At 70.2% G+C, this 23,390-nt stretch carries 25 protein-coding genes and 1 tRNA gene; 4 read left to right on the top strand and 22 right to left on the bottom strand.

Features of this window, described 5'->3' with window-relative positions:
- Positions 1–282 precede the first annotated feature (282 nt).
- The 7 genes from AB0L64_RS21065 to AB0L64_RS21035 all read right to left on the bottom strand — a co-directional run bounded on the left by AB0L64_RS21065 (position 283) and on the right by AB0L64_RS21035 (position 4,405).
- Positions 283–1,236, bottom strand: coding sequence for a CHRD domain-containing protein (locus AB0L64_RS21065; RefSeq protein ID WP_363712358.1), 954 nt, complete (start codon positions 1,234–1,236; stop codon positions 283–285).
- 380 nt (positions 1,237–1,616) lie between these two features.
- Positions 1,617–1,689 (bottom strand) — tRNA-Ala (locus tag AB0L64_RS21060).
- Between the two features lie 686 nt (positions 1,690–2,375).
- A complete protein-coding gene (locus AB0L64_RS21055; RefSeq protein WP_363712356.1) occupies positions 2,376–3,020 on the bottom strand; it encodes a histidine phosphatase family protein in 645 nt (214 codons plus the stop codon).
- Entirely contained in the window at positions 3,017–3,397 is a 381-nt protein-coding gene (gene rsfS, locus AB0L64_RS21050) for a ribosome silencing factor (protein WP_355689275.1), read from the bottom strand. The genes AB0L64_RS21055 and rsfS overlap by 4 nt, the downstream gene beginning before the upstream one ends.
- Positions 3,398–3,404: 7 nt before the next feature.
- Positions 3,405–4,016 carry a nicotinate-nucleotide adenylyltransferase gene (gene nadD, locus AB0L64_RS21045; protein ID WP_355689722.1) on the bottom strand — a complete coding sequence of 204 codons (612 nt, stop codon included), beginning with the start codon at positions 4,014–4,016 and terminating at the stop codon, positions 3,405–3,407.
- Positions 4,017–4,030: 14 nt separating this feature from the next.
- Entirely contained in the window at positions 4,031–4,189 is a 159-nt protein-coding gene (locus AB0L64_RS21040; protein ID WP_355483897.1) for a hypothetical protein, read from the bottom strand.
- Positions 4,190–4,276: 87 nt separating this feature from the next.
- Positions 4,277–4,405, bottom strand: coding sequence for a hypothetical protein (locus AB0L64_RS21035; RefSeq protein WP_363712353.1), 129 nt, complete (start codon positions 4,403–4,405; stop codon positions 4,277–4,279).
- Between the two features lie 144 nt (positions 4,406–4,549).
- Here AB0L64_RS21035 and AB0L64_RS21030 point away from each other — a divergent pair, with 144 nt between their 5' ends.
- Positions 4,550–4,999 carry an Lrp/AsnC family transcriptional regulator gene (locus AB0L64_RS21030; protein ID WP_355689279.1) on the top strand — a complete coding sequence of 150 codons (450 nt, stop codon included), beginning with the start codon at positions 4,550–4,552 and terminating at the stop codon, positions 4,997–4,999.
- Here AB0L64_RS21030 and AB0L64_RS21025 read toward each other — a convergent pair.
- On the bottom strand, positions 4,932–6,131 hold the full coding sequence (locus AB0L64_RS21025) for an MFS transporter (RefSeq protein ID WP_363712350.1): 1,200 nt from the start codon (positions 6,129–6,131) through the stop codon (positions 4,932–4,934). The genes AB0L64_RS21030 and AB0L64_RS21025 overlap by 68 nt on opposite strands.
- 87 nt (positions 6,132–6,218) lie before the next feature.
- Here AB0L64_RS21025 and AB0L64_RS21020 point away from each other — a divergent pair, with 87 nt between their 5' ends.
- On the top strand, positions 6,219–7,208 hold the full coding sequence (locus AB0L64_RS21020; protein WP_363712348.1) for a winged helix-turn-helix transcriptional regulator: 990 nt from the start codon (positions 6,219–6,221) through the stop codon (positions 7,206–7,208).
- Here the strand turns inward: AB0L64_RS21020 and AB0L64_RS21015 are convergent.
- Positions 7,195–8,082: an alpha/beta hydrolase gene (locus tag AB0L64_RS21015; RefSeq protein WP_363712346.1), complete on the bottom strand. Its 888-nt coding sequence runs from the start codon at positions 8,080–8,082 to the stop codon at positions 7,195–7,197. The two genes, AB0L64_RS21020 and AB0L64_RS21015, sit on opposite strands and share 14 nt — an antisense overlap.
- Before the next feature lie 65 nt (positions 8,083–8,147).
- On the opposite strand from AB0L64_RS21015, the gene AB0L64_RS21010 reads away from it, so the two are divergent.
- Positions 8,148–8,726: a PadR family transcriptional regulator gene (locus AB0L64_RS21010; protein ID WP_363712344.1), complete on the top strand. Its 579-nt coding sequence runs from the start codon at positions 8,148–8,150 to the stop codon at positions 8,724–8,726.
- Here the strand turns inward: AB0L64_RS21010 and AB0L64_RS21005 are convergent, their stop codons facing one another.
- The 3 genes from AB0L64_RS21005 to AB0L64_RS20995 form a co-directional block, all read right to left on the bottom strand.
- The gene (locus AB0L64_RS21005; protein WP_359937794.1) at positions 8,727–9,971 is read right to left on the bottom strand and encodes a glutamate-5-semialdehyde dehydrogenase; all 1,245 of its coding nucleotides are present in this window, start codon (positions 9,969–9,971) and stop codon (positions 8,727–8,729) included.
- Positions 9,972–10,146: 175 nt separating this feature from the next.
- Complete coding sequence (locus AB0L64_RS21000) at positions 10,147–10,620, bottom strand: HXXEE domain-containing protein (protein WP_363712342.1); 474 nt, start codon at positions 10,618–10,620, stop codon at positions 10,147–10,149.
- The gene (locus tag AB0L64_RS20995) at positions 10,617–11,093 is read right to left on the bottom strand and encodes a spore germination protein GerW family protein (RefSeq protein WP_363712340.1); all 477 of its coding nucleotides are present in this window, start codon (positions 11,091–11,093) and stop codon (positions 10,617–10,619) included. Before AB0L64_RS20995 ends, AB0L64_RS21000 begins: the two co-directional genes overlap by 4 nt.
- A gap of 158 nt (positions 11,094–11,251) precedes the next feature.
- On the opposite strand from AB0L64_RS20995, the gene AB0L64_RS20990 reads away from it, so the two are divergent.
- A complete protein-coding gene (locus AB0L64_RS20990) occupies positions 11,252–11,686 on the top strand; it encodes a hypothetical protein (protein WP_363712338.1) in 435 nt (144 codons plus the stop codon).
- Here the strand turns inward: AB0L64_RS20990 and proB are convergent.
- The 10 genes from proB to AB0L64_RS20940 form a co-directional block, all read right to left on the bottom strand.
- Complete coding sequence (gene proB, locus AB0L64_RS20985) at positions 11,683–12,795, bottom strand: glutamate 5-kinase (protein WP_363712336.1); 1,113 nt, start codon at positions 12,793–12,795, stop codon at positions 11,683–11,685. The genes AB0L64_RS20990 and proB overlap by 4 nt on opposite strands.
- Before the next feature lie 4 nt (positions 12,796–12,799).
- On the bottom strand, positions 12,800–14,383 hold the full coding sequence (gene obgE, locus AB0L64_RS20980) for a GTPase ObgE (protein WP_363712334.1): 1,584 nt from the start codon (positions 14,381–14,383) through the stop codon (positions 12,800–12,802).
- A gap of 228 nt (positions 14,384–14,611) precedes the next feature.
- Positions 14,612–14,872, bottom strand: a complete 261-nt coding sequence (rpmA, locus tag AB0L64_RS20975; RefSeq protein ID WP_132152713.1) for a 50S ribosomal protein L27 — start codon at positions 14,870–14,872, stop codon at positions 14,612–14,614.
- Positions 14,873–14,884: 12 nt separating this feature from the next.
- Complete coding sequence (rplU, locus tag AB0L64_RS20970; RefSeq protein ID WP_344191216.1) at positions 14,885–15,202, bottom strand: 50S ribosomal protein L21; 318 nt, start codon at positions 15,200–15,202, stop codon at positions 14,885–14,887.
- A 161-nt stretch (positions 15,203–15,363) separates the two neighbouring features.
- Positions 15,364–18,846, bottom strand: coding sequence for an Rne/Rng family ribonuclease (locus tag AB0L64_RS20965; RefSeq protein WP_363712332.1), 3,483 nt, complete (start codon positions 18,844–18,846; stop codon positions 15,364–15,366).
- Positions 18,847–19,002: 156 nt separating this feature from the next.
- The gene (locus AB0L64_RS20960) at positions 19,003–19,830 is read right to left on the bottom strand and encodes a TIGR03936 family radical SAM-associated protein (RefSeq protein ID WP_359937815.1); all 828 of its coding nucleotides are present in this window, start codon (positions 19,828–19,830) and stop codon (positions 19,003–19,005) included.
- Between the two features lie 34 nt (positions 19,831–19,864).
- Positions 19,865–20,008 carry a hypothetical protein gene (locus AB0L64_RS20955; protein ID WP_363712329.1) on the bottom strand — a complete coding sequence of 48 codons (144 nt, stop codon included), beginning with the start codon at positions 20,006–20,008 and terminating at the stop codon, positions 19,865–19,867.
- Between the two features lie 87 nt (positions 20,009–20,095).
- Positions 20,096–20,296, bottom strand: coding sequence for a hypothetical protein (locus tag AB0L64_RS20950; RefSeq protein WP_363712327.1), 201 nt, complete (start codon positions 20,294–20,296; stop codon positions 20,096–20,098).
- An 87-nt stretch (positions 20,297–20,383) separates the two neighbouring features.
- Complete coding sequence (locus AB0L64_RS20945) at positions 20,384–20,884, bottom strand: DUF1772 domain-containing protein (protein WP_359937821.1); 501 nt, start codon at positions 20,882–20,884, stop codon at positions 20,384–20,386.
- A gap of 101 nt (positions 20,885–20,985) precedes the next feature.
- Complete coding sequence (locus AB0L64_RS20940) at positions 20,986–23,223, bottom strand: M64 family metallopeptidase (RefSeq protein WP_363712325.1); 2,238 nt, start codon at positions 23,221–23,223, stop codon at positions 20,986–20,988.
- Positions 23,224–23,390 lie beyond the last annotated feature (167 nt).

Below are 23,390 nucleotides of genomic sequence, written 5' to 3'. Positions count from 1 at the left end.
CGCCCAGTCCTCCACGTTCAACACCTCACGATCGTCACGGAGGTGGGTCAAAGTTCACCCGGAACCAGAGGGTCAGTATTCAGCCGGAACCGACATTCCATGCCATTCACAGTTGCGCCTAGAGCGTCCTTGCCGCCAGCCGGGCGTTAGCGTGCGACATGGCGGCCGGCTGACCAACGATTGCCTCGATCCCTTCAAGCTCAAGGGGCCGAGGCAATCGCGCCGATCAAACCGAAGCTACGTCAGACGCCAGCACGCGGCGACTAATCAGATCGAAACTGGTTAGCCGTTGATGAACAGATAGTCGGCCTGGTACGGGACATTGACGATCGGCGTGACGTGCGGGTCGCAGTTACCGGCCGGGGCGACGCCGCCGACCGTGTTGAGGCGCAGCACCTCGACTGCCTTCGCCAGCAGGCCGGTCGAGTCGCCGATCTGAGTCGCGTCGAGGTCCAGTTCGGCGATGTTGCCCGCTCCGTTCCCGTTCCTTGTGACGACCTTGGTGCCGCTGACCGCGCTGCCGTCGGGTGCTTGCCACTGGGGCGGGCCGGCGACCGGCTGGACGAAGGTGTGGTGGATGCCGCCGGTGAGGTGCGCGTCGACATTGTTCTGCGTAAAGGCGAACGAGCCGTCGAGTTGCGCGGTGCAGGCGTAGATCTGGCTGCCGAGGACCACCGACTCCTGCAGCGCGGCCACTCCGGTCGTGCTGACCGCGTGACTGAGCAGGTGCAGCTGGCCACGTACGGCGCCGTTCGGGAAGTCAGTGTTGCGCAGGTCGGTGTAGAAGCCGCTCGGGTTTGAGCGCAACGCGTCAAGCACACTTGGGTCGGTGACCGTGACGCTGCCGGAAGCGAAGCTACCCCCTCCGCTCGGCTTGGTGAACAAAGGTACGACGACCGGCCCGTCCGCTCCTCGACCGGCGGCGTGGATGGCTGCCTCGGTCGGGCTGCTGATGCCGCGCCAGGACACCGAGTAGCTGAGCGTGTTGCCCTCGATCCCGATGAGTTCCAGCGCTTGCCCGTCCGGATCACCGCCAGCTACTTCGTTCCGGCCTTCCAGGCTCGCGACGAGGCCTGCGGGCGCTGCGGTCGGGTCGCCCGGCACCGTGATCCCCGCCAGCGGTGTCACCTGGGTGCTCGCTTCCGCCGCGCCAACGGCAAGGGTGGCGGAAGCGGCGGTCGCGACGACGGCGGCGCCGATGCCGTGGGCGAGGCGGCGTTTGATGCTCTGAGACATGGTGATGGTCCTTCCGGATCTGCGGCCGACGCCGTGTGCCCGGCCCGCATCCAGTAGCACGTCGATCTGGCGCCCGGCGCCCAACCGGAAACGGGGAGAAAGGTCACAGCCTCTTGGATGAACCGAATCGACGCCGCGTGCGTGTCCGCGATTCCTACCGCGGGTTCGTGTCATCAGTGCAAGCGGAGTGATCGAGTAAATCTCTCTGTTGGTCGGCCACAAGGACACTGAGGTGGCGGACCGTCTACGCTCACGAGCTCCGGCCGATCCCCACCCGCGGGAGTCCAAGCGATGAGCCAACTGCTGACCCAGAAACGGTGGTCACTCAGGTCATCCAAAAGGCCGGTCTCCCGAGTGGGAAACCGGCCTCTGGTCTGCGGTGGAGCTTAGGGGATTCGAACCCCTGACCTCTTCCATGCCATGGAAGCGCGCTACCAACTGCGCCAAAGCCCCGCGGTGTCTTGCGACTCCGAAAGCTTAGCGGATGAGGGCCTGCAAAGAAAAATCGGTTCCCTCGTGGGGCTGGTGAGGTACGCGACACCCCTTCCAGGGCCCGCTGACGGGCGTGTCTTAGCTGCTCTGCTGCGGGCCCACGGTATGTCGCAGCGCCGCCAGCAGCACGTGAACAAGGCCCTGGGGCAACGGTACCCAGGACCTCACCTGTGCGGCGGCGGACTAGGCCCGCTGGAGGCCGATCCGGCAACGCTCTACTCCAGCACGCACGCGGCGTCTCAGTCCGGCCCAGGACTGGCCAAGCCGCCGGCGACGCCAGCCAGAGACAGTCACGCGAAGCGGTGTCCTTTCGGCGCGTCGCCACACGACAGCAGCCCGTACGCCGGGCGGTCCGCGGACCGGATGTGCGCCGCCGGAGGCGGCCAGAAAGACAGTCGCCGCGGAGCGGTGCCCTTCGGGGCGTCGTCACCAGACAACAGCTTGTACGCCGAGGCGGTCGCCCGCGAGGCACGCCGACTGCGGCGGCCAACAGTCAGCCGCCGCGAAGCGGTGTCCTTGCGGGCATCGTCACACGACAACAGCCCGTACGCCGGGCGGCTGCCCGCGGACCAGATACGCGCCGCCGGAGGCGGCCAGAAGAACAGTCGCCGCGAGCGGTGTCCGATGGGCGGTGTCCTGCAAGGCCTCTAGCGCTGGGGGTCGTCGCTCATTACTGGCTCGGGGAGGGAGCCCGCGTTCCATTCTTCGATTCGCCAGCCGGCTCGGCCGGGGAGGAGGGAGACCCAGTTGCAGTTGGAGAGGCCGCCGAAGGCGGGCCAGTTGGCTTGGGGGATGCCGAGGAACAGGCAGATGCCGACGCGGGCGGCGAGGCCGTGGCTGGCGACGACGATGGTGTCCTCGGAGGTTCCTTCCAGAGAGATCCGGGTGAGGGCCTCGGAGAAGCGGGTGGCGACCTCTTCGACGGTTTCGCCGTTGGAGCCGCGGCGCTGCGGTTCGCCGCTGCGGATGCGGGCGGCGGCCTCCGGGTTCATGGCGGCGAGCTCGGACATGGTGAGGCCGGCCCAGTCGTCGACGTCGATCTCGCGGAGCGCTTCGTCGTACTCGATCTTCAGACCGGTCAGCAACGAGAGCTCACCGGCGGTGGCCGCGGCGCGTTGGAGGTCGCTGGCGAAGAGCCGGGTGGGCGCGAGGGAGGCGAGCCGGGCGGCCGCGGCTCGGGCCTGCGTCAGGCCGACCGAGTCGAGCGGGATATCGGCCTGGCCTTGGATCTTGTCCTGCAGGTTCCACTCGGTCCGGCCGTGCCGCCAGACGATCAGCCGTCCTGCGCTCATTCAGAGACGCCGGGGACGGGCGACGGCAGCGGGATGGCCGGGCAGTCGCGCCACAGGCGCTCCAGGGAGTAGAACGAGCGCTCCTCGTCGTGCTGGACGTGGATGACGATCTCGAGGTAGTCGAGCAGCACCCAGCGGCCTTCGCGGGCGCCCTCGCGGCGGACCGGCTTGGCGTCGAAGTCGACGCGCAGCTTCTCCTCGATCGCGTCCACGATCGCGCGGACCTGGCGGTCGTTCGAGGCGGACGCGACCAGGAAGGCGTCGGTGATGGCGAGCTGCTCGGAGACGTCGAAGGCGAGGACGTTCTCGGCCTTCTTGTCGTGGGCCGCTTCCGCGGCTGCGGTCAGCAGCTCGATGGCGCGTTCACTGGCAGACATGGACGTCCTAACGGTTGGTGTAGAGCTCACGCTTGGCGATGTACTGGACGATCCCGTCCGGCACCAGGTACCAGGTCGGGTTGCCCTTGGCGACCCGGGCGCGGCACTCGGTCGACGAGATCGCCAGTGCCGGCACCTCGAGCAGGGTGATCCGGTCCATCGGCAGCTGGTCCAGCGGCAGTTCGAGTCCTTCGGTGCCGGGCCGCGTACAGCCGACGAACTGGGCCAGCTTGAACATCTCGTCGACGTCCCGCCAGGTGAGGATCTGGGCGAGCGCGTCGGCGCCGGTGATGAAGAACAGCTCGGCGTCCGGGTACAGCCTGGACAGGTCGCGCAGGGTGTCGATCGTGTACGTCGGACCCGGCCGGTCGATGTCCACGCGGCTGACCGAGAACCTCGGGTTGGACGCGGTCGCGATGACGGTCATCAGGTACCGGTCCTCGGGCGGGGAGACCTTCCGGTCCGACTTCTGCCAGGGCTGGCCGGTCGGGACGAAGATCACCTCGTCGAGGTCGAAGTAGGACTGCACCTCGCTGGCCGCGACCAGGTGCCCGTGATGGATCGGGTCGAACGTGCCACCCATCACGCCGATGCGTCGTACCCGCTCCACCGCCGCCATGCCCATCGAGCCGCTCAGCTGTGCGGCCGGCCCTTGCCCATGATGACGGTGACGAGCAGCAGCAGGACGAGCACGAACAGCGCGAACCCGCCGAACCACCACTTCGAGATGTGCGAGGCCTCGACCGCGGCCTCTTCGACCGCCGCGATCTGCGGCACCAAGTACGTGAGCATGAGGCAGAGCCTATCTCGTGACCGCGGAGACGACAGCGACCGGTGGCCCTGGACTCTCGCCCAGGCGCACCGGTCGCGATAGGAAGGTCAGCGGAGGCGGGCGGTACGGGTCAGCAGCCGGCGCCAGTTGGACGGCGCGGCGTGCGCGCGGCGGGCCTGCGCGGCGACACGGTGCATCTCGTCGATCCGGGCACGGGCAACATCGGGGGTGATCATGATTCCTTCACTGGGTTGGTACGGCGGAACCGGGGTGGACTGTCCCCGGTACCTCAAATTGTACGGTAAGGGCTACGCTCTCACAAACGAATTAAAGGCACAGAGCATTCCTGACCTTGGAATCTGTGGTGAACGGGAGGCGTCATGGACGCGATCGACCGGCAGCTGATCGAGGCGCTCCGGCTGAACGGCCGGTCCAGCTGGGCCGAGCTGGGCCGGGAGGTCGGCTTGTCCGGCCCGAGCGTGCAGGAGCGGGTACGGCGTCTCGAGGAGCGCGGCGTACTGCTCGGGTACCGCGCCGTGGTCGCCCCGGAACAAGTCGGCCTGGGCACGAGTGCGCTGATCGGGCTGTTCCAGCGCGACGACGTCGAGACCGACGACGTGGTGGAGCAGGTCCGTGAGATCCCCGCGGTCGAGGACTGCTGGTTCGTCGCCGGCGACCAGGAGCTCGTGGTCAAGGTGCGGGTCGCCGACGTGACCCAACTGGAGGCGGTCGTGGGGTCGCTGCGCCGCGTGAACGGCGTGGTCAGGACGCGGACGACGGTTGTGCTGTCGACTCGCTGGGAAGGACGTCCCGCGCCCCTGCCCGACTGAGCAGCAGTACGGCACCCGCCGCGAGCGCGAGGCCCGCGGCGACGGGGTAGAGCAGCCCCGGGGCGTGCTGGTACGTCGTACCGCCGATCGCCGGCGCGAGGAACATGCCGCTGATCGAGGCGGCGGCGTACAGGCTGGAGTACCGCCCGACCATTCCGTCCGGCGCCGCGTCGGCGACATGCGCCGTGGCGGTCGGCTTGTAGAGCATCTCCCCCGCCGTCATCACGGCGATCGCCACCGCCGCACCGCCGAGCGCCGGCCAGACGCCGAGCACGGCCAACCCGATACCGATGCACGCGAAGCCTGCCGCGATCACTCGGGTCGCGCGATGGCCGCGCAGCCGTACGGCGAGCGGGGCCTCGCACAGAACGATCACGACCGAGCTGGCGCCGAGCAGCACGCCGTACGCGACCGTCGTCGTGCCCGCGTCGCGTAGCAGCAACGGCATCGTCGCGAAGATCTGGCGGTAGACGGTGTCGACGACCACGATCGTCACCAGCACGGCCAGAACCGCGCGATCCCTCAGGACCGTCTTCCACAATCCGGTTGTCGACAATCCTGTTGTCTGTCGGGCATTCGGGACCCAGCGCCAGATGATCGCGGCCATGACGAGGCTGGTGACCGCGTCGACGACGAACACCAGCGAGAAGTCGTACGCCGCGAGCAGACCCCCGAGCGGCGGGCCGATGGTGAAACCGGCGTTCGAGGCGGTGCGAGACAGCGCGATGCCCTCACGCCGACGCTCGGCCGGGAGTGAGGTGGCGACGAGGGCGCTGAGATTGGGACGCCCGGCACCGCCGAAGAGGCCGGCCAGCGCGGCGACGACGGCGATCGACGGACCGGGCACCAACGGCATGGCCAGACAGGAGATCGCCCACAGCAGCTGGCTCGCGAGCGCCGCCGTACGCAGGCCGAAACGGTCGCCGAACCATCCGCCGCCCAGGTTGCCGCCGACCAGACCGACGCCGTACGCCGCCGCGGCGAAGCCGGCCTGTTGCGCCGACATGCCGCGATCCTCGACGAGGTAGAGCGTGAGGTAGATCCAGGCGAGCGCACCGGCGCCGTTGACGAGCTGGCCGACCATCACGGCCTGGAGCCAGGTGGGCAGTTCCGCGATTCGGCGCCAGTACACGTCCGCCCCCTGAGCTAGAGTGAGTTCCTGTCGGGAACTTACTCGACGGGCCGTCGGGGCGGCAACTGGATTCGAAGGAGTGCGGACGTGCGGCGGAGCACCTTCTCGCCCGAGCCGGACTGTGCGATCGCGCAGTCCCTCGGCGTCATCGGCGACGGCTGGGAGCTGCTGATCGTCCGCGACCTGGCGCGCGGGTTGTCGCGGTTCGACGAGCTCGCGGGCTCGCTGCACATCTCGCGGAAGGTGCTGACCGAGCGGCTGAACAGCCTGGTCGACAGCCGGATTGTCAACAAAACTGCGTATCAGGACCGGCCGACGCGGTACGCGTACGAGCTGACGCCGCGCGGTCGCGCGCTGCTGCCTGTGCTCGTCGCACTGCAGGACTGGGGCGACCGCTGGCTGCTCGGGGACGGCTCGCTGACCGGAACCAACGCCGCAGACGAGCCGCCGGCACAGCGCCTGCACGACCTCGTGGGCCAGCGGATCCCGTACGTCGCCCTACCGTCAACCCGCAGCACGACAGCCGACGCCCCGGCAGCGCGCGGCACGACGGCCGACGACCCGGCGGCGGGCGGCGCGGACGCCGACGCCCGCTCCGCCCGTGGCTCGGCGGTTGACGTCGATGGTCTGTCGGCGCGCGGTGCCACGGTTGACGTGGTTGATGTGGGCGGGCGGGCCACTGTGATCTTTGGGTATCCGGCGACGGGTCGGCCGACTCCGTTGCCGGATGGTTGGGGTGAGATCCCCGGGGCCGCCGGTTGCACCTTGGAGAACCGGCTGTTCGCGGCGCGGTACGACGAGTTTGCGGCGAAGGGGATCGCGGTGCGCGGGGTGAGTACGCAGCGGACCGACGAGCAGCAGGCGTTCGCTCAAGCGGAGGAAATCCCACACCTGCTGCTGTCCGATCTCGATCTGGAGCTGACGGCCGCGCTGCGGCTGCCGACGTTCCGCGCGGGTGGGTACGAGCGGCTGAAACGGTTCGTCCTGATCGTGGGCGCGGACCGGGTGGTGCGATCGGTCCGGTATCCCGTCACCGATATCGCCGACGCGGTCGAGTGGGCGCTCACGACTGATTGAAGAACGACTTCACCTCGGCGGCGATGCGGCGGACGGCCTCGGGCTTGCCGTTCGGGTTGACGCCGCCCGGGTCCGAGGACGAGCCGTGGTCGTAGCCGTCGAACTCGATCCGGCGGCAATGCGGCAGCACCTTCTCCAGCGTCGCGCGACCGGGCTCGAGGCCAGGCAGGCCCTTGCTACCGCCAAGGAGCAGCACCTCGGCGTCGACCGTACGGAACGCGTCGAAGGAGCCGGCCAGTTCGGCGACGATCGCGCCCTCGGCGTGGATCGTGGGGGCGAGCTGCCGCATGGTGATCGCACCCCGCGCGGCCTGGCGCTCTTCCTTCGCCATCATCTTCTCGGTCATCCAGCGGAGCAGGCCGCGCGGCATCACCTTCAAGAACGGCGGCGCCATCTCGAAGCCGAACATGCTCGTCACCATCGCGCCGGCGACATCCCCGCGGGCGATCTCCCGGTCGAACCGCGCCAGCCACTCGCGGTGCGGAGCGCCGTCGGCGACGATCGCGGGCTCATACAGCGCGACCTGTTTCAAGGACGGGAGGGTGCGGGCCGCCTCGAGGACCACCGCTCCCCCGGCGCTGACACCGAACGCGCGCTGCGCCCCGGCCGCGTCGAGGACGGCTTCCAGGTCCTCGATCTCGGTGCGGACGTTGTGGTCCGGCCGATGCGGACCCGAGAGCCCGCGGCCGCGGCGGTCCGGCAGGTAGACGGTGAACTCGTCGGCCAACGCCTCCGCGAACAAGGTGTGACTGCGGGCGGATTCCATGCTGCCGTGCAGGACGACGACCGCAGGTCCCTGCCCGGTCGTGTAGTAGCCGATCTCGGTGCCGTCGCGGGAGGCGACGGCACCTTGGGTCAATTCTGCTGATCTCATGAATCGATAGTTACATGTGCTCTAGTTACATTGCAACTAGTTTCTCAAGCCCCTATGGTTGGAGCGTGACTTTTCGACGCTCGTCGCTGGCGCTCGCGATCCTCGGCCTGCTGGAGAACGGGCCGCTGCATCCGTACGGGATCCAGCGGCTGCTGAAGCAGTGGGGCAAGGACCAGGTGGTCAACGTCGGCCAACGGACCAGCCTGTACCGGATGATCGTGCGCCTGGAGGAAGCCGGACTGATCACGGCGGGCGCGACGGAGCGGGACGAGCGGTACCCCGAGCGGACCGTCTACCACCTCACCGACGAGGGGCGCACGATCTGCCGGGAATGGCTGGCGGAGATCCTCACCACGCCGCGCAACGAGTTCCCCGAGTTCCCCGCGGGCCTGTCGTTCGTGATGCTGTTACCACCGCAGACAGCCGGCGAGCTCCTCGCACAACGCCGCGAGCGCTTGACGAAGCGCATCGCCGAACTGCAACTGGAGCTCGGGTCCGAGGTCGACGGCCACCCGGTCCCCCGCTTCGCTCTTCTGGAGTCGGAGTACCAGGTCGCCGTCACGGTCGCCGAAGCCGAATGGATCGACAGCGTGCTCGACGACCTCCGGACCGGCGCCCTGACGTGGACGCCCGGCCCGGCCTGATCAGGTGCGGATCTGGCCTTCGCCGGTGACGACGTACTTGGTGGAGGTCATCTCGGGCAGGCCCATCGGCCCGCGGGCGTGGAGTTTCTGGGTGGAGATGCCGATCTCGGCGCCGAAGCCGAACTCGCCGCCGTCGGTGAAGCGGGTGCTGGCGTTCACCACGACCGCCGCCGAGTCGACCGCGGTCGTGAAGCGCCGCGCGGCCGCCTGCGAGCGGGTGATAATCGCGTCGGTGTGACCCGAGCTGTACCGGCGGATGTGCTGCACGGCGTCCTCGAGCGAGCCGACGACCGCGGCCGACAGGTCGAGCGAGTTGTACTCGGTCCCGTAGTCCTCCTCGGTCGCCGCCACCACACCATTGCCAGCAGCAACTACCGCCGCGTCGCCGTGCACGGTCACACCGGCTTCGGCGAGGGCGGGCAGCGCGCGGGCCAGGAACTCCTCGGCGACATCCGCGTGGACCAGCAGCGACTCGGCCGCGTTGCAGACGCTCGGGCGCTGGGTCTTCGAGTTCAGCAGGATCTCCAGACCGAGGCCGAGATCCGCGTCCGCGTCGATGTATACGTGACAGTTGCCGACACCGGTCTCGATCACCGGCACGGACGACTCGCTCACGACGGTCTGGATCAGCCCGGCGCCGCCACGCGGGATCAGTACGTCGACCAGCCCGCGCGCCTGCATGAGCTCCTTGACCGCGGCCCGGTCCGTCGGCACGCCCTGGACGACGTCGGCCGGCAACCCCGCCGACTCGGCAGCATCCCGCAGTACGGCGATGATCGCCTTGTTGGACGCGGCCGCGGACGACGAACCGCGCAGCAGGACAGCGTTGCCGGACTTCAGGCAGATGCCCGCGGCGTCGGCGGTCACGTTCGGACGGGCCTCGTAGATGATGCCGACGACGCCGAACGGAACCCGCACCTGGCGGAGCTCGAGGCCGTTGGGCAGCGTGTATCCGCGGACGACCTCGCCGATCGGGTCCGCGAGGCCGGCGAGCTGCTCCAACCCGGCCGCCATCCCGTCGACGCGCGCCGGGTTCAGCGCCAGGCGGTCGACGGTGGACTCCGGCGTACCGGCTTCCCGCGCCGCGGCGACGTCGACGGCGTTCGCCTCGACGATCGCGTCCGTGTTGTCCCGCAGCGCCGCAGCCATCGCGTGCAACGCCGCGTCCTTGGTTGCCCGGGACGCCTCCGCCAACGCGTACGACGCCACGCGCGCCCGCCGCGCCAGCTCGATGATCTCGCTCACCCCTTCATCGTAGTGCGGCCCCGCCGCCTCCCTGCCCCCTCGTCTCTCAGATGGACTTTGTGCACCCACCGACCACGAGATCGCGGCGAAAATGCGCGGTGGGTGCACAAAGTCGGCCAGATGATCGACCGCGTCGTGTTCGCGCTGGCCGACGTCGGTACCGCTGTACCGCAGATCACCGGCGGCGTAGGCGTGGCAGGCGGGCCAGGGCGTGGGCCAGTGGGACGACTGCGGCGAGGGCGAGGTTGAGGCGGCGGTCGGGCGGTGCGATCGGCACGCCGTCCGCGCGCAGCCGACGCCAGGCCCACACGCTGAACGGGATCACGACCAGCGGCGTGGTGACCAGGCCGGGCGTGTAGCGCCGGAGGACCACCGACTGGGCGATGTGCGTGCCGGCGTGCAGACCGAAGCCCAGCAGCGACGCTTGGAAGAACTTGCTGCGTCCGCCCGTCGCGGCGCCCGCGGCGGAGGCGGCCGCCATCGCGATGCCGGTCAGGCCGATCGCGGTGGCTGCCTCCGTCCGCGACATCGGCAGCACCTTCGTCAGCGGTGCCGGCAGATCCGGCTGCTGCGAGAACGACGGCATCGTGGCGAGTTCCTCGAGGTCGTGGACGATCCAGGCGGCGAGGAGGCCCCAGGCGAGCTTCACACCGTCATCGTAGGTTGTGGCACCGCAGGCTCTGGCTCGAGAGGCTCCCGCTCGCGAGACTCGCGAGACTCCTGCTTGCGAGGCTCTTGCTCGGGAGCCCGCTGCCGGCGGTCGCGGAGGATCTTGAACAGGGTCCGCAGCGTCAGCAGCGCCACGATGCCCACGATCTGACCGCCGAGAACGACCTTGGTGACGTCGACTGCCGGCGACCAGGTGACCTCGTCGTCCTTGATGACGTAGACGCCGACCGGCCGTGCGGACAGGCCGATCCCACCGCCGGACCCCTCGGCGCCGCGCCCGTTGGCGTCCTCGCCCCGGCCGCCGCCTCCGCCGCCGGCGATCCGTGCGACCGGAAGCACCGTGAGCCCCTTGTAGCTCACCGGAGCACCGAACACCGTTCCGGCCTTCACACTGTCCACCACTCCGCGCAGCACTTCGAGAACGTCCGACTGCGTCTTGTCCGGCTTTCCCATATCTGTCGGCCTCCCCTGGTCTCAACCGCTCATACATCGCCTCCAGACTCGGCGCGACGCCGTACGGCGTCCAGAGGACTCGGTCCCGGCAGAACGGGACCTCTGGGACGGGACAGTCGCCACCGCCTCGGCGAGACTCGTGCCGAGGAGGTGCGATCATGCTCAAACAGATCGAACGCCGCCCCTCACGGGCGAGCCGGCGGACCGGCTACGTGTTCGCCGTCATGTTCAACGCCGTCGCGCTCTACGCCATCCTTGTCTGGCCCGGCTGGCAGCAGGTCCCGTTCCTCACGTCCGACACCGAACAGGTGCTCGGCTGGGTCAGCGCGACGCTGATCGCGGGACTCGCGGTGAACGTCGTCTATCTGCTGACGGACCCGCGCTGGCTGAAGTCGCTGGGTGACCTGACCGTCACCGGCGTGGGACTGGTCGCGATCATCCGCGTCTGGCAGGTCTTCCCGTTCGACTTCGGGGACCCTTGGGTGCCGCTCGCACGGATCGCGCTGGCGATCGGGTTCTTCGGGTCGATCGCCGCCATGATCGTCCAGCTCGTCGTCCTGGTAGCGGACGGGAGCCGAGCGCGCCGCCGTTAGAGCAGGACGAGGTCGTCGCGGTGCACGACCTCGCGTTCGTACGCCGCTCCGAGCTCGCGCGCGAGGTCCCGCGTGGAACGCCCGAGCAGGTCGGGCAGCTCGGACGCGTCGTAGTTGACCAGCCCGCGAGCGACGACGACACCTGAGGGCGAGACGAGGTCGACAGGGTCGCCGGCCGAGAACGTGCCTTCAACGGCGGAGATGCCGGCCGGCAGCAGCGACGCGCGGCGGTGCGTGAGGGCGCGCACAGCACCCTCGTCGAGGTGCAGGATGCCCTGGCCGGAGGTCGCGTGCGCGAGCCACAGCAGGCGTGTCTTGCGGCGCCGGCCGGTGGGGTGGAACAGCGTGCCCACCGGCTCTCCGCGAAGTGCCTCGCCGACCCGCCCGGCGGAGGTGAGGATCACCGGGATCCCTGCCTCCGTGGCGATCGCGGCCGCCTCGACCTTCGTCTGCATCCCGCCCGTGCCGACGCCGGACGCCCCGGTCTTCCCGATCGCCAGCGGTTCCAGGTCGGCGGCGCCGCGGATCTCGGTGACCATCGACGTACCGGGCTTGCGGGGATCACCGTCGTACAAGCCGTCGACGTCGGACAGCAGGAGCAGCAGGTCCGCGTGCACCAGGTGACCGGTCAGCGCCGCGAGCCGGTCGTTGTCGCCGAAGCGGATCTCGGTGGTCGCGACCGTGTCGTTCTCGTTCACGATCGGCACGACGCCGAGCTCGAGCAGCCGGGCGAACGTCCGGTACGCGTTGCGGTAGTGCGATCGCCGGGTCACGTCGTCGACCGTCAGCAGCACCTGCCCGACGCGCAGCCCGTGGGCCGCGAAAGCGTCGCTGTAGCGGGCCATCAGCAGCCCCTGGCCGACCGAGGCGGCCGCCTGCTGCGTCGCCAGGTCCCGCGGCCGGGTCCGCAACCCCATCGGGGCCAGCCCGGCGGCGATCGCGCCGGAGGAGACGAGCACGACCTCGGTGCCCGCCACCCGGCGCGCCGCGATGGCGTCGACGAGCAGCCGGAGCCGTTCCAGGTCGATCTTGCCGCGCTGGGTCAGCGATGACGAGCCGACCTTCACGACGATTCGCGTGGCGTTCAACGCCTCCGCGCGATGCTTCATGAAATCAACCGTTCTGGTCGAGATCCTCCGCCGCGGCCAGCTCGCGCGCCTCCTTGCGCGCCTGCTTCGCCGCGGCCTCTGCCGCTCGCTTCGCCGCGGCCGGGGACAGGTCGACCTCGTCGGCGTCCCAGTTCGCGCCGTACTGCGACCAGTCCTCGGCGCGCTCCCCCTCGCGGAAGGCGTGGTACTCGGTGTCCTTGGCCTGCCGCCGCTGTGCCGCGGGGCGAACCTCCTCGAGCCGGTGGTCCTCACCGCGCCGGGCGAGGATCTCCGCGCCGGCCTGCACGTCGGGCGCGAAGTCGAACACGATCGCGTTCGGACCGTCGCCGATCACCACCGCGTCGCCCGGCCGCGCACCGAGCTTCAGCAGCTCCTCCTCGACGCCGAGCCGGTTCAGCCGGTCGGCGAGGTAGCCGGTCGCCTCCGCGTTGGCGAAGTCGGTCTGCTTCACCCAGCGCTCGGGCTTCTGGCCCTGGACCAGCCAGCCGCCGTCGTCCGGCAGCTTCTTCACCTTGAACTCGGGCCCGCCCTGCACCTGCGGCCGGATCACGATCCGCGTGGTGTCGGGCTTCTCCTGCTCCGCGCGCCGCCGTACGACGATCTCGGCCATCGCGAACTTCAGCGCCTCCAGGCCCTCGTGCGACGCGGTCGAGATCGGGAACACCCGGTACCCGCGCTCCACCAGCTCGGCCTGCACCATCTCGGCGATCTCACGCGCGTCCGGTACGTCGATCTTGTTCAGGGCAACGAGTCGCGGCCGGTCCTCGAGCCCGCCGTGCGCGGTCAGCTCGGCCTCGATCGTGTCCAGGTCGCTCAACGGGTCGCGGCCCGGCTCGTACGTCGCGCAGTCGACGACGTGGACCAGCGCGGCGCACCGCTCGACGTGCCGCAGGAAGTCGTACCCGAGGCCACGGCCTTCGCTCGCGCCCTCGATCAGACCGGGGACGTCGGCGACGGTGAACGTGGTGTCACCGGCAACGACGACGCCGAGGTTCGGGATCAGGGTGGTGAACGGGTAGTCGGCGATCTTCGGCCGGGCGCGGCTGATCGCGGCGATCAGCGACGACTTGCCGGCGCTGGGGAACCCGACCAGGCCGACGTCCGCGACGACCTTCAGCTCCAGGACGAGCGTGCGCTCCTCGCCGTCCTCACCGAGCAGCGCGAAACCGGGTGCCTTACGGGAACTGCTCGCCAGCGCCGCGTTGCCCAGACCGCCCTTACCGCCCTGCGCCGCGACGAACTCCGCCCCCGGTCCGACGAGATCGGCCAGGACGTCGCCGTCCGCCGTACTGATGACGGTGCCGTCCGGGACGCCGAGGACCACGTCGCCGCCGTTGCTGCCGGCCTGGTTGTCACCCTTGCCCTGGGCACCGTTCGTCGCGGTGCGGTGGCTAGAGCGGTGGTAGTCGACGAGCGTCGTCACGTCCGGGTCGACGCGCAGGATCACGCTGCCGCCGTCACCGCCGTTGCCGCCGTCGGGACCGCCGAGCGGCTTGAACTTCTCCCGGTGCACCGAGGCGCAGCCGTTCCCGCCGCGGCCCGCGGTGACATGCACCGTGACGCGGTCGACGAAACTGGGGATGGCCATCGGTGTTCTCTACTTCCTGTTGAGACAACTGTCCTACACAGTCTGTTCACACGAGGCCATCTCAGGGGTCAACCCTCGAGCTTGCCGGTTGCGGAGCCAGATTCTCGGTCCGCAACCGGCCAACTCAGGGGTTGGCCCCTGAGATGGCCTCCGGTACAGCAAAAGGGCGGGTGCGCGGTATTCCGCGACCCGCCCTTTCGACAGAGCTTCGTGAACCGGGTGGCGGTGTTACTCCGCCGGCGCCGGGACGATGTTGACGACGCGGCGACCGCGCCGGGTGCCGAACTCCACGGTGCCCTCGGCCAGCGCGAACAGCGTGTCGTCGCCGCCACGGCCGACCAGGTTGCCCGGGTGGAAGTGCGTGCCGCGCTGCCGGACGATGATCTCGCCGGCGTTCACCAGCTGACCGCCGTACCGCTTCACGCCGAGGCGCTGGGCGTTGGAGTCACGACCGTTGCGGGTCGAGGCCGCTCCCTTTTTGTGTGCCATCTGTTGATCAGCTCACTTCTTCTTCGCGTCGATCGCGGTGACCTTGACCTGGGTGTAGTGCTGACGGTGCCCCTGGCGCTTGCGGTAACCGGTCTTGTTCTTGTACTTGAGGATGTTGATCTTCGGGCCCTTGGTGCGGCCGAGAACCTCAGCCGACACGGCCACGTTGGCCAGCGCCGCGGCGTCGGCCGTCACGGTGTCGCCATCGACGACGAGGACCGCCGGCAGCGCGACGGTGTCGCCCACCTTCTCGGTCAGGCTGTCGATCTCGATGACATCGCCGACGGCGACCTTCTGCTGGGTGCCGCCACTGCGCACGATCGCGTACACCGTGGATCTCACTCTCTGCTGGATCGGAAAACTTACGGGTGTGATGGTGTGAGGTCGTCGCGAGGACGAACTCCTCACACACTTTCACACCGACACGAGTAGGGTGCGCCGAGCGCACCCGCTCAACTTTACAGGGTTGAGCCTGCAAAGTTGAAATCGGGTCAGCTGCCGGTGGTGACGAGTTCCGAAGGCTCGGTCGCGTCACCGTCGGTAGCGGTCTTGCTCCGGCTGCGGCTGCTGCGCCGCCGCCGGGTGGTCTTCGGTGCGCCGTTCTGCGCCGCGTCGGCCTCGACGACCTCGGTCGCCTCGGCAGACTCGGGTGCGGTCTCGGCGGCCGGGGCCGGGAAGCCGGTGGCCTCCGGGCTCACGTGCTCCTCCGCGTCCGCGGAGACCGGGTAGCCGGTGGGCTCCGGCGTACCGTCCACCGCGACCGGCGTGGCGTCAGCCTCGTCCTTCTTCGCGGTCGCCGCAGCGATCTGGGCCAGCCTCTGGGCGGCGTCGCCGTTGTGCTGCGGCGCCTCCGGCTCGGCGGCCTGCTCGTCCTCGCCGCGGCCCTTGCCGCGGCGGCGGCGCGAGCTCTTGCGGCCGCCCTCCTCCGCCTGCTTGCCGTGGTCGTGACCGCCCTGACCGTTTCCGCTCTGGCCGTTTCCGCTCTGGCTGTTTCCGCTCTGGCCGTTGCGACCGTCGCGGCGACGGGACTCCTTCGGCTCGTCGTGCAGGATCAGCCCGCGGCCGCCGCAGTGGTCGCAGTTCTCGCTGAACGCCTCGAGCAGACCGGTGCCGATCCGCTTCCGGGTCATCTGGACCAGGCCGAGCGAGGTGACCTCGGCGACCTGGTGCTTGGTGCGGTCGCGGCCCAGGCACTCGACCAGCCGGCGCAGCACCAGGTCCCGGTTCGACTCCAGCACCATGTCGATGAAGTCGATCACGATGATGCCGCCGATGTCGCGGAGCCGGAGCTGCCGGACGATCTCCTCGGCCGCCTCCAGGTTGTTCTTGGTGACGGTCTCCTCGAGGTTGCCGCCGGAGCCGGTGAACTTGCCGGTGTTCACGTCGACGACCGTCATCGCCTCGGTGCGGTCGATGATCAGCGAGCCGCCGGACGGCAGCCAGACCTTGCGGTCCAGCGCCTTCTTGATCTGCTCGTCGATCCGGTAGTTCGCGAAGACGTCGCCGTCGCCGCTCCACTTCTCGACCCGGTCGGCCAGATGCGGCGCGACGCCCTCGACGTACTCCCGGACCTGGTCGTAGGCCCGGTCTCCGGAGATCACCAGCTTGGCGAAGTCCTCGGTGAACAGGTCGCGGACGACGCGGATCAGCAGGTCCGGCTCGCCGTACAGCAACTGCGGGGCCTGGCCGTTCTTGGACTTCTTCTCGATGTCCTCCCAGGCGGCCTGCAGGCGGCTGACGTCGGCGGTCAGCTCCTCCTCCGACGCGCCCTCGGCGGCGGTCCGGACGATCACGCCGGCCTCGTCGGGGACGATGTCCTTGAGGATCGTCTTCAGCCGGTTCCGCTCGGTGTCGGGCAGCTTGCGGCTGATGCCGCCGTTGCCGCCGCGCGGCACGTACACGACGTACCGGCCGGGCAGGCTGATCTGGTTGGTCAGGCGGGCGCCCTTGTGGCCGATCGGGTCCTTGGTCACCTGGACCAGGACCGACTGGCCGGACTTCAGCACCTGCTCGATCTTGCGCGGGCCGTTCGCGCCGCCGAGGGTGGCCCAGTCGACCTCACCGGCGTACAGCACCGCGTTGCGGCCCTTGCCGATGTCGATGAACGCCGCCTCCATGCTGGGCAGCACGTTCTGCACGCGGCCGAGGTACACGTTGCCGATCAGCGAGGTCTGCTCCGCCGTCGTCACGTAGTGCTCGACCAGCACGTTGTCCTCGGAGACCGCGATCTGGGTCAGGTCCTCGCGGGACCGGATCACCATCGTCCGCTCGACCGACTCGCGCCGGGCCAGGAACTCGGCCTCGGTGACGATCGGCGCGCGGCGGCGGCCGGCGGCACGGCCCTCGCGGCGGCGCTGCTTCTTCGCCTCCAGGCGGGTCGAGCCCTCGACCGCGGTGATCTCGTTCGCGGTGTTCTTGCTGCGCGGCTCCCGGACCCGGACGACGGTCTCGTCGGGGTCGTCCGGGGACGCGGCGCCCTCCTCGCCCTTGCGGCGGCGACGGCGGCGGCGACGGCGGGACGAGCTGCTGCCGGACTCGCCGTCCTCGTCGGTGCCCGCACCGTCCTGGTCGGCGTCCTCGGCCTGGGCGTCGGCGTCCTGCTCGGAGTCGTCGTCGTGGTCGTCGGCGTCCTGCTCGTCGGCGCTGTCCTCGGCGCCGTCCCCGTCACCGGACTTGCGGCGGCGGCGACCGCCGCGGCGGCGCCGGCGACGACGGGTGCCCTCGCCGCCCTCCTCGCCGTCCTCGGCCTCGGTCTGCGCATCCGTCTGCGCATCCGTCTGGGCATCCGTCTGGACATCCGTCTGGACGTCCGTCTGGGCCTCGGTCTCGTCGGCGACCGCCTCGGCGGCCTCCAGGACCGGCGCGGCACGGTCGGCCGCGACCTCTTCGGGGGTCTCGGCGGTCTGCGGCTCCGCGTCGCGGTTGCGGCGGCTCCGGCGGCGGCGCGTGGTCGGCGGCTGCTCGTCGTCGCCCGGCACCGGGGTGGTGTCGGAGGTCGCCTCGACCGGGCTGGTCGCCTCGACCGGGCTGGTCGCCTCGGCCTGCGCGGGCGCCTTCTGCGCCTTGGCCTGGGAAGTCTCGACGGGCGCCTGGAACAGCACGGCCGCGGGGGCGGCGGCGCGCCGGCGGGTCCGCCGGGTGCCCGTCTCCTCGGCCGGAGCCTCGGCAGCCGCCTCAGCCGGGGCAGCCGCCTCAGCCGGGGCAGCGGTCGGCGCGTCGGCGCCGTCCTCGGCTGCGGCCCGGGCGCGGGTGTTGCGGCCGCGGCGGGTGCTGCGACCGCCGTCCGCGTCAGCGGCCGTCTCGCGGGGGCCCCCGACGGCAGCGGAGTCGACAGCGGGGTCGACAGCGGGGTCGACAGCGGGGTCGACGGCCGCGGTCTTCGACGTACGGCGGCGGGAGGTGCGCTTGCGGGCCGGCGCGTCGTCCGCGGGCGCCGCGTCCGCACCCGCACCGGCGGTGGCGTCCGCGGTGGCGTCGGCGACGGGGCCGTCCGTGACCGGGGAGTCGTCGGCCGGAAGCGGGGCGGCCGCCTTCTTGGCGGTGCGCTTGCGGGTGGTCTTCTTCGCGACCGGCGCGTTCTCGACGACCGGGCCGGCGTCCGCGGTGGACGTCGCGGTCTCCTCGGCGAACTCCGGGAACGCGTCCTGGCCGGCCGCCTTCTTCGCGGGGCGCTTGGCGGCGGTCTTCTTGGCCGGGGCCTTCGCGGCGGCCTTCGTGGCCGTCGTCTTCTTCGCGGCGGCCTTCTTGGCGGCCGCCTTCTTCGCCGGCGCCGGGGCCGGGTCGGCCGTCTGGTCGTCGGACTGGGTCGGGACCGCCGTCACGTCGTCGGCGACGGTCTTCTTCGCCGCACGCTTGCGCGGCGTGCTGGTCTTCTTCGCGGCCGCGGCCTTCTTGGCGGTCCTGCGCGCAGAGGCGGCGGGCTGGGCGGGGGCAGCGGTTTCGGCTGCTTCGGTGGTCGGCTCGTTGTCGAGCATGTAGTGCGGGTCTCCTCAAGCCCTCCGGCGCATCCTGCGACCCCTGTCACGGGTCCGGGCGCGGCCACAAGGCGGTCACGGTTCGCCCCACCTGGCCCTCGGGTACTGCACGGGCCGCGGTACGGCGGAAGCCTGCTGGATCCGCTCCGCCCGCGCTCAGGGCACAGAGGGAGCGGCGGCGTCGCCCTCCGCTGTGTGCGTCTGGTGGGGACCTGCCTGGCCGGTCGCGGTCGCCTGGTTGGCGTCGCGGTCACGAGCGAGCGGGTCTTCCACCGTGCCGGTGTCCGTGGTGAGCGGGCCCTGGGCGAGCCTGGTCAAAAGAGCCGGGCCCGTCACCGGGAGCGTCGCTACCTCGAGCACGCCGGCGAGAACGTCGTCGGGTCTCACGGCCGGGGTTCCGTGCCGTAACACCACTTGCAGTATCGCACACGCCGCAACCGACCCCGGTTCACTCGCGACGGTGAGTCGGAGAACGGCAGCCCGACAGTCGAACGAGCGAAGCCCTCGTTTGGTCATGCGCTCGACCGGAATTTCCTCCCGGTCGAGGAACGCCCGCACCGCCGCCGCGGCCGCCTCCGGATCCGCCCCCGGCAACGCGATCCGCCACTCACTGGCCTCCAGCCGCTCCGCCAGCGCACCCGGCCCGGCGACGACCACCTCGAGGACGTCCAGACCGGGCGGCAGCGCCTCGTCGAGCGCGGCCCGGACCTGCTCGGCGTCCCGCTCCTGTGTGAGCGAAATCTCCAGATACTCCGCCTCCGAGGCGGCCCCGGTCGGCGCGGCGCCGGCGTACGAGATCTTCGGGTGCGGGCTGAAGCCGTGCGAGAACGCCACCGGCAGCTCGGCCCGCCGTACGGCGCGCTCGAACGCCCGCTGGAAGTCGCGGTGTGAGGTGAATCGCAACCGCCCGCGCTTGGCGAACCTCACCCGCAGTTTCTGGACGGCGGGGAGTTGCTGCGACGGCGGAGCTTGAACTGGTGGCACGCCGACAGTGTGTCAAAGACCGGCCGCCTCGCGCTCATTCGGACGCGGTGTACCGCTCCTCCGGCTCGAAGGCGAACTCGGCGTCCAGGTCCAGCTCGACGTGCACGACCCCACGGAGATCGTCGAAAACGACCACCCGGCTGCCGTCGGCGGGCACCCGGTCGGGCGAGGTCCGCATCCGCCCGGCAGCACGTGGGTTCCGGCCGGCGACTCGTACGCGATGACGACGTCGAGCTCGGGCGCCAGACCCTGACGTCGCCGAGCGTCACGGTTCCGGAGAACCGGCGGCCGTCGAGCGTTCGGCGGAGCGTTCCGGGTCGAGCGTGACGAGGAGGAGCAGGTAGCCGGCGACAATCACGGCGAGGATGCGCCACACCAGCGACACATCGCCGGGAAGGCTGACCACGCAGGTATCTTCGGGCGCCGACGTCGCGCCGCAGAGCCACGACGTACCCAGCAGGCTCACCGCGCCCCAGACGGCGAAACACAAGGCGCTCGTGACCGCTGCCTCCCCGGTCGCCGGTTCGCGACGAACGCTACCGGCCAGACGACCTCAGGGCTGGACCGCGGACTTACCGGTCAGATAGAGGGCCCAGCCGAGGATCCCGAACGAGACCAGCGCGAGCAGGGTCCGGACCAGGTTGAAGGTCACCCACTTCGCCTCGTCGAACGCCGCGCGGGCCGCGGCGACGTCGATCGTCGCCGGGTCCCCGGCCGCCTTGAGCGCGTCGTTCAGCGGGACGTTGACCGCGATCGTCAGGATCACCGTGACCAGGTACAGCACGAACGCGACCGCGATCCACGGCAGCGCCTTCTCCTTGAGGCTGAACAGCCCCGCGAGCAGCGTGAAGAGCAGTGCGCCGACGAAGCCGAGGCCCAGGAACAACGGGTTCACGATCGCCCGGTCGACCGCCTGGAACGCGCTGACGAAGGTCCTGTCGTCGGTCTTCGCCAGGCCCGGCATGAACGCGTTCGCGTAGATCGCGTACACGCCGGCCACCAGCCCCGTCGTCATCGTCGCCAGCATCAACGAGGCCACCCGCAGTCCGTTCATCTCTCTCCTCCAGTACGGCGGGAACTCCCCGCACCAGAAAAGTTAGAGGCGCTGCCTCGCCGCGGACATGTCGGCGAGGCTCACGTGCATGTCCGGCTCGCTCAGAGCTTCGCGCACTGCCCTGAGCGCGGCCCCGACACCTGGTTCGGCGCCTCCAGGTTGGTCGGCGTGGGAGCGTTTCCGGAGCAGGTCAGCGGGCCGTCGACGGTGTTCCCGGCGAGCGTGGCCGGGTCGGTCGTGCGGCTGTTCGTGACGGAGACCGGCCCCTGGACCGTGCTGCCGACCGCGACCAGGCTGCGGCTGATGCCGTTCGCGCTGACCGGTCCGGTGATCGTGGAGCGCAGCAGGTGCAGATCGGCGGCCTGATCGGCCCGGACCGGGCCGTTGAGGCGCGAGTCGGTCGCCACCAGGGACGCGCCGGCGGCGACGAGGATCGGGCCGTTCACGGTCGCGCCGGTCAAGCAGGTGACGCCTGTGCGCACGGACAGCGCGCCGTCGTGCGTCCCGGTGACGGTCGTCGTACAGGCCGGTGCCGGGCGGAGCAGCGTGACGGCGAACGAACGCGGGTCGCCGATGTTGCCGGTGGCATCGATGGCGCGGTACTCGACCCGATGACGCCCGTACCCAGGCGGGACGTCGTCCCACGGCACGATCCGCGGTACGCCGAGCTTGCCGTACACGAGCTGGTCGATCGTCGTCCCCTCGGCGGTGAACCGGAACGGCGCGGACGCGTCGGTCGGCCAGCCGTAGTAGTTGTACCAACCGTCGCCGTCGACGCGGAACTCCGGGACGACGTACCCCGCGCTGTCGTCGTGCGCCGCCAGCCCCATCGTGAACGCGTCGTTGTAGATGTACTCGGGTCCGCTCGGTTTCTGCACTGCGAGCAGGGGTTTCGACATCGTTGGCGTGACCACCGGTTGGATGCCGTCGACGTCCCAGGTGCGTGTCTCGGTGCCGGCTGTCGCGGTCAGCGTGTGCCGGCCGGTCAGCGCCAGCGGCGCCAGGTCGAGGTCGCGGTCGTTACCCGGATTGTCGACAATCCGACCGTCGACCTTCCACGTGATCGCACCGGCGGACTGCGCGGTCTCGGCGTACACGACCTCGTCGGCGCTCACCGGGTGCTCTGTCGAGGTCGAGCTGGTGAACGTCGGCGTCGTGGGCAGCGGTGCGGTGGCAGCCGGGTCGATTGTCCACAATCGGACTGCGGTCGGGCGGACGGCGGGATCGCGGATGAACTCGGTCGGGTCGACGATCGTCGCCGTCAGCGTGTGCGTGCCGGGCGCGAGGTCGAGCGCCGACAGGTCGACGCTCCGCGCATTCGCCGTCGGCAGCGCCGTGCCGTCGAGCGTCCAGGTGACGTCGAGCTCGTGGTCGACCGGATGCAGCGTCTGCAGCCAGACGACCTGGCCAGGAGCGACGCGGCCGGCCGGGGTGCTGTCCTGGAACAGATTCGCCTTCGCGGAGAGGCGCTGCGTCATCCGCTCCCGCGACGGCTGGTCGAAGTAGTACCCCAGGGCTTTCATCATCGAGTGGGCGCTGGGCCGCCAGACGCCCGATCCGGCGTACATCCCGCCCTCGTACCGGCCGATCATCCCGCCGGACTCGGACGGCTCGCCCAGCCAGCGGTACCACTTCTTCTGCTGCGCCAGCATCTGCTGCTCGGTCAGCAACGTGTGGTGGATCGAGGACGGCTCGGGCCCTTGGTACGGCGCTCCGCGCTCGCCGCGGGCGTAGTAGTCGTACTCGTCCTGCAGCCCGCCGAGCGAGTGGCCGAGCTCGTGCGGCGTGATCAGGGCGGAGAGCGCATTGCCGCCGGACGCTGTGGCGTACGTCCCGCCCGCACCGCCGTACGTGTCGCTGTTGCCGATAGCAAGAATCTGCCGGTTGGCGCTGGTGGTGCCGGGGACCAGGTCGGCGTACTGGGTCGCGGCCGCCTGGCTGACCGTCAGCAGCCGCTGCACGCTGCCCGGGTTGCAGCCGCCCCAGAACCCCATCTGCAACGGGGTGTCGCGCTTCGGGTCGGTGAGGCCCGGATCGCAGTCGACGCCGGACTCGGGCGAGGCGATCTCGACGGCGTACACGTTGACGTAGTTCCGGTACGACTTGAACGGCTCGATGCTCCAGAGGATGTTCAAGTGCTTGTCCAGCTGCTCCCGGAACTTCGGCAGCTCGGCCGCGGTGTAGCCGTCGCCCATCACCACCAGGTTGAACCGTGACGCGGCGGGGCCGGTGACCTGGATCGGTACGACGGTCGCGTCCGGCGCGGCTGCCCGCGCGGGCAGCGCCGCGAGGACGCCGGCGAGCAGCGCGAGGACCGCGGTCAGGAGCTTGATGCGCATGGTTCTCTCCCCCACCTGGGCGACGGTGCCGTCAGCAGCTTACGAAGCTCCGGCCGGGCGTGTGAGGAGTTCCCGCGTGGCGACGTACGAGCCAAGCGGGCGATCGTGCGGCATCATGAGGGGTCGGGGAAGCGTGAGGCCGCGTCCTCTCAGATGAAGGGAATTCG

This window comes from Kribbella sp. NPDC051936 (assembly GCF_040680955.1).
Classification (GTDB): domain Bacteria; phylum Actinomycetota; class Actinomycetes; order Propionibacteriales; family Kribbellaceae; genus Kribbella.
Note: the sequence above shows the minus strand (reverse complement) of the source record. Positions and strands in the feature narration are given on the sequence as shown.

Excerpts from the sequence above, each read along its gene's own strand:
- AB0L64_RS21065 (WP_363712358.1), bottom strand. The coding sequence starts at position 1,236 with ATGTCTCAGAGCATCAAACGCCGCCTCGCCCACGGCATCGGCGCCGCC.
- AB0L64_RS21055 (WP_363712356.1), bottom strand. The coding sequence starts at position 3,020 with ATGAGCGCAGGACGGCTGATCGTCTGGCGGCACGGCCGGACCGAGTGG.
- rsfS (WP_355689275.1), bottom strand. The coding sequence starts at position 3,397 with ATGTCTGCCAGTGAACGCGCCATCGAGCTGCTGACCGCAGCCGCGGAA.
- nadD (WP_355689722.1), bottom strand. The coding sequence starts at position 4,016 with ATGGCGGCGGTGGAGCGGGTACGACGCATCGGCGTGATGGGTGGCACG.
- AB0L64_RS21040 (WP_355483897.1), bottom strand. The coding sequence starts at position 4,189 with ATGCTCACGTACTTGGTGCCGCAGATCGCGGCGGTCGAAGAGGCCGCG.
- AB0L64_RS21035 (WP_363712353.1), bottom strand. The coding sequence starts at position 4,405 with ATGATCACCCCCGATGTTGCCCGTGCCCGGATCGACGAGATGCACCGT.
- AB0L64_RS21030 (WP_355689279.1), top strand. The coding sequence starts at position 4,550 with ATGGACGCGATCGACCGGCAGCTGATCGAGGCGCTCCGGCTGAACGGC.
- AB0L64_RS21015 (WP_363712346.1), bottom strand. The coding sequence starts at position 8,082 with ATGAGATCAGCAGAATTGACCCAAGGTGCCGTCGCCTCCCGCGACGGC.
- AB0L64_RS20995 (WP_363712340.1), bottom strand. The coding sequence starts at position 11,093 with ATGGGAAAGCCGGACAAGACGCAGTCGGACGTTCTCGAAGTGCTGCGC.
- AB0L64_RS20990 (WP_363712338.1), top strand. The coding sequence starts at position 11,252 with ATGCTCAAACAGATCGAACGCCGCCCCTCACGGGCGAGCCGGCGGACC.
- proB (WP_363712336.1), bottom strand. The coding sequence starts at position 12,795 with ATGAAGCATCGCGCGGAGGCGTTGAACGCCACGCGAATCGTCGTGAAG.
- obgE (WP_363712334.1), bottom strand. The coding sequence starts at position 14,383 with ATGGCCATCCCCAGTTTCGTCGACCGCGTCACGGTGCATGTCACCGCG.
- rpmA (WP_132152713.1), bottom strand. The coding sequence starts at position 14,872 with ATGGCACACAAAAAGGGAGCGGCCTCGACCCGCAACGGTCGTGACTCC.
- AB0L64_RS20965 (WP_363712332.1), bottom strand. The coding sequence starts at position 18,846 with ATGCTCGACAACGAGCCGACCACCGAAGCAGCCGAAACCGCTGCCCCC.
- AB0L64_RS20955 (WP_363712329.1), bottom strand. The coding sequence starts at position 20,008 with ATGCGGACCTCGCCCGACCGGGTGCCCGCCGACGGCAGCCGGGTGGTC.
- AB0L64_RS20945 (WP_359937821.1), bottom strand. The coding sequence starts at position 20,884 with ATGAACGGACTGCGGGTGGCCTCGTTGATGCTGGCGACGATGACGACG.
- AB0L64_RS20940 (WP_363712325.1), bottom strand. The coding sequence starts at position 23,223 with ATGCGCATCAAGCTCCTGACCGCGGTCCTCGCGCTGCTCGCCGGCGTC.